Here is a 12,696-nt window from a genome sequence, read left to right as displayed (position 1 = left end):
CGGAGCGGACGGGCCTAGACCGACGGAACCGACTTGTTGTCGCGCACGCGGAACATGTTGATCTTGCGGCGGTCTTCGCTGGGGGACAGGCCATAGGCGGCGCGGTAATACTGATTCAGCGACGCGACGCTGCTATATCCGCAGGACAGGGCGATGTCGGCCATGGTCTTGTTGGAATACATCACCAGCTGGCGCGCCGCCGCCATGCGCATCCCGCGGAAATAGAGCGACGGACTGGTGCCGGTGGCTTTCTTGAAATGCCGCTCCAGCTGCCGCGCGGAGACATTGATCCGGTCGGCCACATCCAGCACCGACAGGGGCGTTTCGATATGTTCGGCGAACATGGCCACGGCGCTGGCGACCGGTTCCGGCAACATGTCGTCGGTGCTGGTGGCGGTGACGGTCGGAATGCGCTGGCGCACCCCCTGACCGCGCACCAGGGGGTGCTGGAACCAGCAGGCGACCTCGGTCATGATGGCGGGGCCGAGCGCGCGTTCGATCAGCATCAGCGCCAGGTCGAAGGCCGCCGCCGCGCCGGACACGGTATAGCAGCGCCGGTCCAGCATGATGACTTCGTCGGTCTTGTCGATCTCGGGGAATTCGTCGGCGAAGGCGGCATCATAGCACCAGTGCACCGAACAGGTGTGCCCGGCCAGGACGCCGGAGCGGGCCAGCGGGAAGACGCCGCCGCTCACCCCGCCCAGCGTCGTGCCGTGCCGCGCCATCGACCGCAGCACGCCGTTGCCGTGTTTCGGATCGGCGAACCGGCCCATCGGCGGGCTGAGAAGGAACAGGAAATCGACATCCGGCGCTTCGCTCAGGGACACCGACGGATCGAACCAGACCTTGGCGCTGGCATCGACCCGTTCCCCGGTTTCCGAGATCAGGGTCCAGTGAAAGCTCTGGGTTTCGGAGATTTCGTTCGCGGCCCGCAGGGGTTCGATCATCGACGTCAGGCAGGCCATCGGGAACCCCGGAAAAATCAGAAATCCCAAATGAATGATTTTATTTTCAGGCATCATATTTATACTGTTATGAAACAAGGGCGGGGCTGTCCATCACTTCGGGATCTGGCGAACCGCTTGACACCATGTCCCATTTGTTCTGAACGGAGGCAAGAGCATGAACCGGACCGCGCAGAATTCGACACGGAAAGAAAAAGTGGCACAGCTGAAACAGGACCCGCACAGGCTGCGCGACGAGCGCGAAAAGGTTCTCGAGGTGGCGATCGGGCGCGAGGTGCGCGCCTATCGGCGTCAGCTTGGCATCACGGTCGCGGACCTGGCCGGGTTGACCGGGCTGTCGATCGGGATGCTGTCCAAGATCGAGAACGGCAACACCTCGCCGTCGCTGACGACGCTGCAAACCCTTGCGAACGCGCTGAGCGTACCGTTGACATCGTTCTTCCGGCGGTTCGAGGAACATCGCGGCGCGATGCACACCAAGGCGGGCCAGGGGGTGGAAATCGAACGCGAAGGCACGCGCGCGGGGCATCAATACAACCTGCTCGGACATATCGGGGCGAATGCCAGCGGGGTGATGGTGGAACCCTACCTGATCACCCTGTCCGAGGAGTCCGACGTGTTCCCGACCTTCCAGCATGGCGGGATCGAAACCATCTACATGCTGGAGGGCGAGCTGCAGTATCGCCATTCCGACACGCTCTACCATCTGAAGCCCGGCGACACGCTGTTCTTTGACGCCGACGCGCCGCACGGACCGGAAATCCTGACGAAGCTTCCGGCCCGGTATCTGTCGATCATCGCCTATCCGCAGAACACCTGAGGCGCCGGTCAGCCTTTCCGCAGCGGCGGTTCGGTGTCGAGGTCGGGCCAGATGCCATCCGATGTCGGCAGCCCGTCGTCGAACTGCGACAGGTAGTCGACGATCAGCGGCCGGTTGCCGATGAACCCCTTGTAGGTCGCCAGTTCCACCGGAACGTCGCGCAACACCCGGTGCAGGCGGCGGCCCCATTTCGGCACTGTCACCACGTCCTGAAGCGCGATCATGTAGCAGCGGATCGGGAACACCAGCGCGTTGGAGCGGGGCAGACGGAAAAAGGTCTGCAACTCGACCCTGAGATGCTGTTTGGAGCCGATATTCTCCGGTGTCAGCGTGGTCTTCTGGATGCCCCACTTGTGATAGTTTTCCGGGCTGGTGTCGAGCAGCGGGTTCACCGTCATGGTCCAGTTCAGACGCCGCGCCGGGTTGCCCTGCTGCACGTTCAGAAGGAATTTCAGCGCCCGTTTGAAGATGCCCATCTCGTGCGCCAGCGGCACCGGGGCGTGCCATTCGAAGAAATTCATCCCGATGTCGAAATCCAGACTCCAGTCGGCCTGGGTGGTGACCATGCCGGCATCCATCCACAGGTTTTCGTCGCGCTGGTCGAGCACGGCGAAATCGCCCTGGGTCTGGCGGGTGATGTATTCCATCGGGCCATAGGGCAGGGTGGCTTCGTCAAGGAAGGTGAACCTGTCGTCGATCCCCAGCGGCCTGTTGATCCAGCGCCAGTCGTTGCCGTCGCGGTGCAGTTCGAAGAGGTCGGGGTAATCCTCCGACTTGCTGACCATGATCAGTTCCAGCAGGTCCCAGCCGGCCAGCGTCATGTGCGGCAGCGACTGGCAGCGCAGCGGGTCTTCGGCCAGAACGATGGCGCGGTCCTTCATCTCGGACACGTAATGTTCGTCCACGTCGAACCGCTTTTCATAGACAGAACCCGCGGGTCCCCCCCGGTGCTGTTCCATGTTGACCGAATACATGTAGCTGTCTTCGTGGAACGGGAAGGGAAAGCGCCTGATCGCCCAGTCCGAGTTGTGGAAGGTGTAATCGTCGCGGAAGGTTTCGTCGTTGAATTGGATGGTCATCTCTTTCGCCCTCCTTAGCGGTCCAGAACCAGCGTCCTGCCTTCGAACCGGCTGACGCAGGGCATGATCTTGCAGCCGCTCGCGCGGTCTTCGTCTTCCAGCCAGTGATCGCGATGCACGAAGGTGCCGTCGGACTCGATCACGTCGGTTTCGCATTGGCCGCAGGCCCCGCCGCGGCAGAGATAGGGCGCGTCGATCCCGGCGCGTTCGATCGCTTCCAGCAGGCTTTCGTGTTCGCCCACGTCCACGGTGATCCCGGATTTCGCCAGCCGCACCTGGAACGGCTTGCCCGATTGCGGCGCGAGGAACTCCTCGTAATGCACCGCCTCTTCCGGCCAGCCCAAGGCGGCGGAGGTCTTGCGCACCCATTCGATCATGCCCTTGGGGCCGCAGACGTAGACATGGGTGCCCAGGGGCTGCCCGGTCAGCAGCCGTTGCAGATCGATCGCCTGTTTCTGGTCGTCATAATAGACATGGACCGCATTCGGATGATTGGCGGTCAGTTCGTCCACATAGGAACCGAGCGCCGCCGACCGGCAGGCGTAGTGGAGTTCGAAACGGCCGCTCAGCCGGTCCAACTGCTTGATCTGGGCAAGAAACGGCGTGATGCCGATGCCGCCCGCGATCATCAGGTGCTTGCGCGCGCGCAGGTCCAGCGAGAACAGGTTGACCGGGTAGCTGATGACCATCCGGTCGCCGGTCTTGACCCGGTTGTGCATGAACAGCGACCCGCCGCGCCCTTCGTCGTCGCGGCGGACGGAGATGGTATAGGCGCTCTGGTCCATCGGGTCGGACATCAGCGAATAGGGGTTCAGCCGGGTGATGCCGTCATCCTGCATCTCGACGACCGTATGGGCGCCACCGGAAAACGTCGGCAGTTGCCCTCCGTCGCTGCGTTCGAATTTGAACCGTGTGACCAGATCGTTCAGCTTGACGATGTCGGTGACGGTGACGTCGATCTTTTCGGTGCCTGCGCTCATGAATACAACTCCACCGGGTCCGGGATGTTGCCGGGATCTTCGGCATCGATGCAGACGCCCTGGAACGCCGCATGACGGCGGGAATAGTGATCTCGCACGAACAGGGTCAGTCCGCAGTGGGCACAGACGAACGGGTCGGTCATGACGTCTTCGGTGATGCCCTTGCAATGCACGCATTGCATCCGCCGGGCGACCGATCCGCGATGTTCGGTCTGGATCGCGGAATGCGGGATGCCGGCGGCGGTGGCTTCGTTCATTGCCTGGCCCATCAGCCCCTCGGTGCCGGCGAGATAGACCTGCAACCCCATATGCGCGTCGCTCAGCACCCGGCGGATACGCGGCACGGATGCGGCGTAGGACGGGCCGACATGCAGGATCGACGGGTTCGCGGCCTTCAGCGGTTCGGTGAACCGGTCGCCGGTGCCCTTGGGGATGAAGATGACATGCGCATTGGCGAACAATTCGGGGTCCGCCGCCGCCAGATCGAGCAGCGCCTCGGCCCCCTCGGCATCGGCGATCATCAGATGCGCCTTGCCGGGCCGGGGCGCGAGCGTTCCGTAGACCGGACGGCTGGTGATGGAAGGTGGAAATCTGAATGTCGACATTGTCTTCCCTTGTTCGGTCAAACAGGCGACGGGGGGCAGACAGGCCGCCCCCCGTTTCCGTAACTCAGCCCTTGGCAGTCCGGCGCTTCTTGTCCGGGTCGTAGAACGGCATCGAATGCGCCACGCAGGGAATTTCCCCGCCGCTGTTCCTGACGGTCATTTTGGTGCCGTCCACGGCGCAGTCAACCGGCATCCGCGCGATGCCGACGTTGTGCTTGTTGAGCGACGAATACATGCCGATGGTCACGACGCCGACCTGCTCGCCGTCCTTCAGGAGCGGCGCGCCTTCCTCGGCGGGTTCGGTGCCCTCCAGCTTGACGCCGTAGATCTTGAAACGCTCCTTGCCTTCCAGCCGGTAATGTTCCTCCGCGCCGCGAAAGCCGGTCTTGCCGGGGGACACGGTGAAATCCAGCCCCAGTTCCCACAGCGTGTCGCCGTGCTTTTCATTCTCGAACGGATACATGTCGGAGTTGTCGAAGGGGAAGAACAGCAGGTAGCTTTCCGCCCGCAGCCAGTCCAGCGTGGTGAAACGTGTCGGGATGATGCCCATCGGCGCACCCTTTTCCACCAGCGTGTCCCAGATTGCCGGCGCATCCTGCCCGCGGCAGAAGATTTCATAGCCGCGTTCGCCGGTATAGCCGGTGCGCGAGATCATCACCGGCTTGCCCCAGAGCGTCGTCTGCATATGGGAGAAATAGGCCAGGTCGCGGACGCCGGGCACGTCCTGCTTTTCGAGGAAATCGACCGCCAGCGGGCCTTGCAGCGAGATGTCGTGCAGGTTGTCGTCAAAGCGGATGTCCACGTCGCGGCCGGTCGCGGCCATGGTCAGCTGTTCGTGACCCTGGCCCGACCCGTGCACCACCATGTAGGCGTTCGGCCCGGTGCGGTAGATCACGCAATCGTCGATGAACTTGCCGTCGTCGTTCAGCATGCAGGCATAGGAACTGCGGCCCGGTTTGATCTTGTCGGCGTTGCGCGTCGTCGCCCGGTCGATCACGTGATAGGCGTGCGGGCCGATCACATGCACCTTCTTGAGGCCCGACACGTCCATGAAACCGGCCTTTGTGCGGATGGCGAGGTATTCCTCTTCCTGGTCCTTGTCATAGCTCCAGGCGGTGCCCATGCCGGACCAGTCCTCCAGTGCCGACCCCAAGGCCCGGTGGCGATCCGAAAGGGCGGAGAATCTCCAAGATGCGGTCATGTCGTGTTCCTGTTTTCTGTGGTTCCAACGGCCCCCAAAGAGCCGGTCAGCGTCTTTGTCAATTGACAGAAAGATACAGAAAAAAGCAAGCTTCAAGAAAATAATTTTCCTACGGTGCAAAAGACAGGGTAACAAAATCGGCCGTAACCACCAGAATCCAAAAAAGAAACAGGGGACGCCAGTGGCGCGGCCTGTCGGCAGAAAAAAAGAATCAAAACACGCTCCGGTTGCGTCATGCAGCGGGAACCAAGTGTCGCCATATTCAAAGGGAGACTAAAATGGCTGTGACAGAATCGATTTCCGGCGCGACCGGCAGCAGCAAGCTGCACCGCGCCATCGGATGGAAAGATGCCTTCTGGATGGCGTCGGGCGTGCCGGCGCTGGTCCTATTTTCCATTGGTGGCATCGCCGCGACCATCGGCAATCCGTCATGGGTGGTTTGGGCGCTGTCGGTGACTTTCGGCTTCATCCAGGCATTCACATATGCCGAGATCGCCGGGCTCTTTCCGAACAAGTCGGGGGGCGCGTCGATCTACGGGGCGGCGGCCTGGGTGCGGTATTCCAAGGTCATCGCGCCACTGTCCGTCTGGTGCAACTGGCTGGCCTGGACGCCGGTTCTGGCGATTGGCGGCGGTCTTGCGGCCGGTTACATCCTGACGTCGTTCTTTGGCGCGGAGGCGGCGATCAACCAGTTCGAAATCACCTTGATGTCGCTCGATTTCCTGAACGAAGGTCTGACACTGCGGATCGATGCGACCTCCATCGTCGGAACGATCATCCTGCTTGGCGTTTTCATGGTCCAGCACAAAGGCATCTCGGCAGCGGCCAAGCTGCAAACCTTCATCGGTCTCGCGGTCCTGATTCCGCTTCTGATCGTCGGTTTCGTGCCGATTCTGACGGGTGACGTTCTGGCGGCCAACCTGGTGCCGCTGGTTCCGATTTCCGGCGAATGGAACACCGAAGGCTGGACCCTGTTCCTGGGCGGTCTCTTCATCGCGGCCTGGTCGGCCTATGCGTTCGAAACCGCGATCTGCTACACCAGCGAATTCCGCGATCCCAAGCGGGACACGGTCAAGGCCATCCTGGCGGCAGGCGCGATCTGCATGGTGATCTATATCGTCGTGCCGATCAGCTTCCAGGGTGTGCTCGGCGTGGACGGCATGTTGCAGGACGGCATCGTCGACGGCTCGGCCGTGGGCGGCGCGATGGCCGGCATGGTCGGCGGCGGCTCGGCCCTGGCGTCGATCATGGTGGTCATGCTGTTGCTGGCGCTGGTGCTTGCGATCATGACGTCGATGGCCGGCTCCTCGCGGACGCTCTATCAGGGATCGGTCGACGGCTGGCTGCCCAAGTTCCTGTCGCGCACCAACGAACACGGTGCGCCGACGGCCGGCATGTGGACCGACCTTGGCTTCAACCTCATCCTGCTGATGATGTCGGACTACCTGTTCGTTCTGGCGGTGTCGAACTGCTGCTACCTGATCTTCAACTTCCTGAACCTGCATTCGGGCTGGATTCACCGGATCGACAACGCAAAAGTGGAACGTCCCTGGAAGGCGCCGACCATCATGCTGTGGCTTGGCGGCATCCTGGCCTTCGTCAACGCTGTCCTGCTGGGAGCCGGGGCGAACGTATGGGGCGAGGGCACGCTGCGGTCGGCGATATTCGCGATCGCGCTGATCCTGCCGGTCTTTGCCTGGCGGCACTGGGTTCAGGACAAGGGCAAGTTCCCGCACGAGATGCTCGAAGATCTGAGCGTCGGCGGCGTGGACCCGGATCACGGCGTGCGGAAGGCGGGCATCCTGCCATACCTGACGCTCGCGGCGGGCGTCGCCGTGGTGGTGGTCTCGAACATGATCTTCCAGCTCTGACGGGCGAACTGTCATGGAAAGGGGCGGCATGGCGGCCGCCCCTTTCCGCCGGAACTGCAATGGCCGGACAGGCTTTGGGCATCGTTCGCCCGGTCGGCCTGCCGGGCCAAACAGCGGGTGGCCGCGCCTTTGGGATCTCTTGGGAGCGCGTTTTGCCTGAAATGAAAATAAGTTTCTTAACAGTTGATACTTTCTGGATTTGCTGGTAGCGTCCGACTCAATCAACCATCAGAAGGATTTGCGCCGATGTGCGGGATCGTAGGACTCTTTCTCAAGGACAAGTCGCTTGAGCCCAAGCTGGGTGAAATGCTGACCGACATGCTGATCACCATGACAGACCGCGGCCCGGATAGCGCCGGCATCGCGATCTATGGCACCGATGCGGAGAACAAGACCAAGCTGACGGTGCAGTCCGGCAATCCCGATGCGGATTTCGCCGGGCTCGACACCGCTTTGGCGGCCGAGATCGGCAGTCCGGTGACTCTGCGCCGCAAGGACACCCATGCGGTGCTGGAAATGAACGGCGGACTGGACGAATCGGCGCGGCTGGCGCTGTCCATGCTGCGACCCGACGTCCGGGTGATGAGCGCCGGCGACACGATCGAGATCTACAAGGAAGTCGGTCTGCCCAAGGATGTGGCCACCCGGTTCGAACTGTCCAAGATGTCGGGCACCCATGGCATCGGCCACACCCGCATGGCGACGGAATCCGCCGTGACCACCCTGGGCGCGCACCCGTTTTCCACCGGAACCGACCAGTGCCTCGTGCACAACGGATCGCTGTCCAACCACAATTCGCTGCGCCGCCGCCTGAAGCGCGAGGGCGTGCGTATCGAAACCGAGAACGACACCGAGGTCGGCGCGGCCTACCTGACCTGGAAGATGCGGAACGGCGCGACGCTGGGCGAGGCGCTGGAAAGCAGCCTTGACGATCTCGACGGGTTCTTCACCTTCGTCGTCGGCACCAAGGACGGGTTCGGCGTGGTCCGCGACCCGATCGCCTGCAAGCCGGCGGTGATGGCCGAGACCGATCAATACGTCGCCTTCGGGTCGGAATACCGGGCGCTGGTCAACCTGCCGGGCATCGAAACGGCCCGCGTCTGGGAACCCGAACCCGCAACCGTCTATTTCTGGAACCACTAAGGCGCCGCCGCCGGAAAGACCAATAACATGCAGACAATCAATCTTGAAGCTGACGGCCTGCGCAGCATGAACGCAGCCCTTCAGGGGCAGTCCACGGACACCAACCAGACCAGTTGGGAAATCGTCAACCCGAAAGGCAGTCACGCGATTGCCGTCGGGCTGGACGCGCCGATCGAAGTGACCGTCAAGGGATCGACCGGCTATTACTGCGCCGGGATGAACAAGCAGGCGACCGTGCATATCAATGGCTCCGCCGGGCCGGGGGTCGCCGAAAACATGATGTCGGGCACCGTCATCGTCGACGGCGACGCCAGCCAGTATGCCGGGGCCACGGGCCGCGGCGGGCTGCTGGTCATCAAGGGCAACGCCAGTTCGCGTTGCGGGATTTCGATGAAAGGCATCGATATCGTGGTCCATGGCAACATCGGCCACATGTCGGCCTTCATGGCGCAGTCGGGTAACCTGGTCGTTTGCGGCGACGCGGGTGACGCGCTGGGGGATTCGATCTACGAGGCGCGGCTGTTCGTGCGCGGATCGGTCAAGTCGCTGGGCGCGGATTGCATCGAGAAAGAGATGCGTCCCGAACATATCGAGATCCTGCGCGACCTTCTGGAAAAGGCCGGCTGCGATGCGAAACCCGAAGAGTTCAAGCGTTACGGGTCGGCGCGCCAGCTGTACAATTTCAAGATCGACAATGCCGGCGCGTATTAGGAGATGAGCATGAAAGACGGAAAACTCGCGGCGATCCCGCGCACCACGCCGGTCCAGTCGGCGACCTTCACCAATTCGGTCAACGCGGAAATCCGCCGCGCGGCCGCGACCGGGATCTATGACATCCGGGGCGGCGGCGCGAAACGGCGGGTGCCGCATTTCGAGGACCTGCTGTTTCTCGGCGCGTCGATCTCGCGCTACCCGCTGGAAGGCTACCGCGAAAGATGCGACACGCGGGTGACGCTCGGCACGCGGTTCGCCAAGAAGCCGATCGAACTGGATATTCCGGTGACGATCGCGGGCATGTCCTTTGGCGCGCTGTCCGGTCCGGCGAAAGAGGCGCTGGGGCGCGGGGCCTCCATGGCCGGCACTTCGACCACCACCGGCGATGGCGGCATGACCGAAGAAGAGCGCGGCCATTCCACCAAGCTGGTCTATCAATACCTACCGTCGCGCTATGGCATGAACCCGGACGACCTGCGCCGCTGCGACGCCATCGAGGTCGTCGTGGGGCAGGGCGCGAAACCGGGCGGCGGCGGCATGCTGCTGGGCCAGAAGATCAGCGACCGCGTCGCCGAGATGCGCAACCTGCCCAAGGGCATCGACCAGCGGTCGGCCTGCCGCCACCCGGACTGGACCGGGCCGGACGACCTGGAAATCAAGATCCTCGAACTGCGCGAGATTACCGCCTGGGAAAAGCCGATCTACATCAAGATCGGTGGCGCGCGGCCCTATTTCGACACCACGCTGGCGGTCAAGGCCGGGGCCGACGTGGTCGTGCTCGACGGGATGCAGGGCGGCACCGCGGCGACCCAGGACGTGTTCATCGAACATGTGGGCCAGCCGATCCTCGCCTGTATCCGCGAAGCCGTGCGCGCGCTTCAGGATCTCGGGATGCACCGCGAGGTGCAGCTGATCGTCTCGGGCGGCATCCGCAACGGCGCGGATGTGGCCAAGGCGATGGCGCTTGGGGCCGATGCGGTCGCCATCGGCACCGCGGCGCTGATCGCGCTGGGGGACAACGACCCGAAATGGGAATCCGAATACCAGAAGCTGGGCACCACGACCGGCGCCTATGACGACTGGCACGAAGGCCAGGACCCGGCGGGCATCACCACGCAGGACCCGGAACTGATGGCGCGGTTCGATCCCATCGAAGGCGGCCGCCGGCTCAACAACTATCTCAAGGTGATGACGCTGGAGGCGCAGACCATCGCCCGCGCCTGCGGCCACAACCACCTGCATAATCTAGAGCCCGAAGATCTGGTGGCCCTGACGATGGAGGCGGCGGCGATGGCCAAGGTGCCGCTGGCCGGAACCGATTGGTATCCCGGAAAGCCCGGCTTCTGAGCCAAGGAATGGAACGCGCGGCCTTCATGGCTGCGCGTTTCCCGATTGAACAGCGGTCGCGCAAACCCTATCCATCGGATCGATCGCGACCAACCAGGGAGAGAGAGCTTGTCAATGGCAAAAGACCTTCAGACGCAAGGCGCGCAGACCAACCTCGAAGAATGGGGAAATGAGCGCGGCATCAAATATTTCATGGTGAATTTCACCGACCTGCTGGGCGCTCAGCGCACCAAGCTGGTGCCGCTGCGCGGTATCGCGAAGATGCAGGAAGGCGGTGCGGGTTTCGCCGGTTTCGCAGGCGGCATGGACTACACTCCGGCGCATCCCGACATGCTGGTGATGCCCGATGCCAGCGCCGCGATCCAGATCCCGTGGCAGAAGGACATCGCCTGGGTTCCCGGCAACCCGGTGATGAAGGGCGAATTGTCGGCCCATGCACCGCGCAACGTGCTGCAAAAGCAGATCGCAGATGCGGCCGAACTCGGCCTGCATTTCAAGATCGGCGTGGAGCCGGAATTCTCGCTTCTGTCGCCGGACGGCCGGTCGCTGGCCGATGAGCTCGATACCCGCGCCAAGCCCTGCTACGACCAGCAATCCATGATGCGCAACTACCATGTCATTCGCGAAGTCAGCGAATACATGCTGGAACTGGGCTGGGGCAACTACCAGAACGACCACGAAGACGCCAATGGCCAGTGGGAGATGAACTGGGACTTCGACGACGTTCTGACGATGGCCGACCAGCTCAGCTTCTTCAAGTTCATGATCAAGTATGTCGCCGAGAAGCACGGCATGCGCGCCAGCTTCATGCCGAAGCCGCTGCCGCACCTGACCGGCAACGGGTTGCACGTGCATATCTCGGCTTGGGATGCCAAGGGCGACGACGCGAGGACCAACCTGTTCGCGGGCAATGACGACACCCCCACCGGGCGCTACGGCCTGTCCGAAACCGGCAAGCATTTCCTTGGCGGCCTGATCGACCACGGCAGCGGCCTGACCGTGATCTGCTGCCCTTCGGTCAACAGCTACAAGCGTATCGGCGCCCCCGCGACGGTCTCCGGCTCCAGCTGGGCACCGACCTCGATCACCTGGGCGGGCGACAACCGCACCCACCTGGTGCGCGTGCCGGGCGGTGGCCGCATGGAACTGCGCCTGCCCGACGGCTCGGCCAACCCCTACCTGATGCCCGCGGTGATCATGGCCGCCGGCCTGAACGGCATCCGCAACAAGTCCGACCCGGGCGAGGCGCAGGAGATCGACATGTTCGCCGAAGGCCACAAGGTCAAGAACGCGCCGCCGTTGCCACATAACATGCTGGACGGTCTGCGCCGCTACGAGGCGGACACCGTGCTGACGGACGCGATGGGCGAGGAATTCACCAAGGCGTTCCTGAAGAAGAAGCACGCCGAATGGCGCGATTTCGTCACCCACTTCACCGAGTGGGAGCGCGAGCACACGCTCGACATCTGAGCAACGGTGCCGCGCGCGGTGCAAGGACCCCTCCTCCCGGTCCTGTCAACCCGCGCGGCGCTTCCGGGTCCGATCCGTCACCCGGACAACGCCCCCCGCAGCCGTCCGGCTCGCGGGGGCGTTTCGTTTTGGCCCCATCACATCCCGCGCCGGAAACCTGTCCGCCCGGCCGGGGGGCGCTGCGGTGTGGGTGGGTCGCGGGCACGGTCAACGTCGATGAATACCCAAAGGGCCAGCGGGTTTGCGTTTTGGAACTGTCCGGCCTTTCTGGTCCGGTCGCCGCATACAGCACCGGGCGGGCTGAAATAAGGCGGGGTCGAAACCCCGCTTTCTTGCGGTTGTCACCGTTCGTGGTGGCGTCAGAGGCCTGGATAGATGGTGAAGCGTTGGCACAGGGCCTCGACCTCGGCCTTGACCTTGGCCTCGACTGCGCCGTTGCCGTCCTCGCCGTTCGCGGCCAGCCCGTCCACCACCTCGATGATCCAGTCGGCGATCTGGCGG

General features: G+C 63.2%; 11 protein-coding genes and 1 pseudogene. 6 read left to right on the top strand and 6 right to left on the bottom strand.

What is annotated here, in order from left to right; translation table 11 throughout:
* Positions 1–14 precede the first annotated feature (14 nt).
* Positions 15–995: a GlxA family transcriptional regulator gene (locus QO034_RS10120; protein ID WP_321169992.1), complete on the bottom strand. Its 981-nt coding sequence runs from the start codon at positions 993–995 to the stop codon at positions 15–17.
* A 127-nt stretch (positions 996–1,122) separates the two neighbouring features.
* Here QO034_RS10120 and QO034_RS10115 point away from each other — a divergent pair, with 127 nt between their 5' ends.
* Positions 1,123–1,785: a helix-turn-helix domain-containing protein gene (locus QO034_RS10115; RefSeq protein WP_407696755.1), complete on the top strand. Its 663-nt coding sequence runs from the start codon at positions 1,123–1,125 to the stop codon at positions 1,783–1,785.
* An 8-nt stretch (positions 1,786–1,793) separates the two neighbouring features.
* Here the strand turns inward: QO034_RS10115 and QO034_RS10110 are convergent, their stop codons facing one another.
* From QO034_RS10110 to QO034_RS10095, 4 genes are all read right to left on the bottom strand, one after another.
* On the bottom strand, positions 1,794–2,864 hold the full coding sequence (locus QO034_RS10110) for a heme-dependent oxidative N-demethylase family protein (RefSeq protein ID WP_284485408.1): 1,071 nt from the start codon (positions 2,862–2,864) through the stop codon (positions 1,794–1,796).
* 14 nt (positions 2,865–2,878) lie between these two features.
* Positions 2,879–3,844, bottom strand: coding sequence for a PDR/VanB family oxidoreductase (locus tag QO034_RS10105; RefSeq protein ID WP_284485407.1), 966 nt, complete (start codon positions 3,842–3,844; stop codon positions 2,879–2,881).
* The gene (gene dmmA / locus QO034_RS10100) at positions 3,841–4,449 is read right to left on the bottom strand and encodes a dimethylamine monooxygenase subunit DmmA (RefSeq protein ID WP_284485406.1); all 609 of its coding nucleotides are present in this window, start codon (positions 4,447–4,449) and stop codon (positions 3,841–3,843) included. Before dmmA ends, QO034_RS10105 begins: the two co-directional genes overlap by 4 nt.
* Positions 4,450–4,513: 64 nt before the next feature.
* Positions 4,514–5,650: an aminomethyltransferase family protein gene (locus tag QO034_RS10095; protein ID WP_284485405.1), complete on the bottom strand. Its 1,137-nt coding sequence runs from the start codon at positions 5,648–5,650 to the stop codon at positions 4,514–4,516.
* A 278-nt stretch (positions 5,651–5,928) separates the two neighbouring features.
* On the opposite strand from QO034_RS10095, the gene QO034_RS10090 reads away from it, so the two are divergent.
* From QO034_RS10090 to glnT, 5 genes are all read left to right on the top strand, one after another.
* Entirely contained in the window at positions 5,929–7,521 is a 1,593-nt protein-coding gene (locus QO034_RS10090) for an APC family permease (protein WP_284485404.1), read from the top strand.
* A 246-nt stretch (positions 7,522–7,767) separates the two neighbouring features.
* Entirely contained in the window at positions 7,768–8,664 is an 897-nt protein-coding gene (locus tag QO034_RS10085; RefSeq protein WP_284485403.1) for a class II glutamine amidotransferase, read from the top strand.
* A gap of 27 nt (positions 8,665–8,691) precedes the next feature.
* Entirely contained in the window at positions 8,692–9,375 is a 684-nt protein-coding gene (locus QO034_RS10080) for a GXGXG domain-containing protein (protein ID WP_284485402.1), read from the top strand.
* Positions 9,376–9,378: 3 nt separating this feature from the next.
* Positions 9,379–10,725 carry an FMN-binding glutamate synthase family protein gene (locus QO034_RS10075; protein ID WP_407696754.1) on the top strand — a complete coding sequence of 449 codons (1,347 nt, stop codon included), beginning with the start codon at positions 9,379–9,381 and terminating at the stop codon, positions 10,723–10,725.
* A 114-nt stretch (positions 10,726–10,839) separates the two neighbouring features.
* Positions 10,840–12,195, top strand: coding sequence for a type III glutamate--ammonia ligase (glnT, locus tag QO034_RS10070; protein WP_284485400.1), 1,356 nt, complete (start codon positions 10,840–10,842; stop codon positions 12,193–12,195).
* Between the two features lie 359 nt (positions 12,196–12,554).
* On the opposite strand, the pseudogene glyA reads toward glnT, so the two are convergent.
* Positions 12,555–12,696: pseudogene (glyA, locus tag QO034_RS10065) on the bottom strand (serine hydroxymethyltransferase); the annotation flags it as partial.

The organism is Sedimentitalea xiamensis, assembly GCF_030164465.1.
GTDB classification, from domain to species: Bacteria; Pseudomonadota; Alphaproteobacteria; order Rhodobacterales; family Rhodobacteraceae; genus Sedimentitalea; species Sedimentitalea xiamensis.
This window is presented reverse-complemented; position numbering and strand designations above follow the sequence as displayed.

Excerpts from the sequence above, each read along its gene's own strand:
- QO034_RS10115 (WP_407696755.1), top strand. The coding sequence starts at position 1,123 with ATGAACCGGACCGCGCAGAATTCGACACGGAAAGAAAAAGTGGCACAG.
- QO034_RS10110 (WP_284485408.1), bottom strand. The coding sequence starts at position 2,864 with ATGACCATCCAATTCAACGACGAAACCTTCCGCGACGATTACACCTTC.
- QO034_RS10105 (WP_284485407.1), bottom strand. The coding sequence starts at position 3,844 with ATGAGCGCAGGCACCGAAAAGATCGACGTCACCGTCACCGACATCGTC.
- dmmA (WP_284485406.1), bottom strand. The coding sequence starts at position 4,449 with ATGTCGACATTCAGATTTCCACCTTCCATCACCAGCCGTCCGGTCTAC.
- QO034_RS10095 (WP_284485405.1), bottom strand. The coding sequence starts at position 5,650 with ATGACCGCATCTTGGAGATTCTCCGCCCTTTCGGATCGCCACCGGGCC.
- QO034_RS10090 (WP_284485404.1), top strand. The coding sequence starts at position 5,929 with ATGGCTGTGACAGAATCGATTTCCGGCGCGACCGGCAGCAGCAAGCTG.
- QO034_RS10085 (WP_284485403.1), top strand. The coding sequence starts at position 7,768 with ATGTGCGGGATCGTAGGACTCTTTCTCAAGGACAAGTCGCTTGAGCCC.
- QO034_RS10080 (WP_284485402.1), top strand. The coding sequence starts at position 8,692 with ATGCAGACAATCAATCTTGAAGCTGACGGCCTGCGCAGCATGAACGCA.
- QO034_RS10075 (WP_407696754.1), top strand. The coding sequence starts at position 9,379 with ATGAGCATGAAAGACGGAAAACTCGCGGCGATCCCGCGCACCACGCCG.
- glnT (WP_284485400.1), top strand. The coding sequence starts at position 10,840 with ATGGCAAAAGACCTTCAGACGCAAGGCGCGCAGACCAACCTCGAAGAA.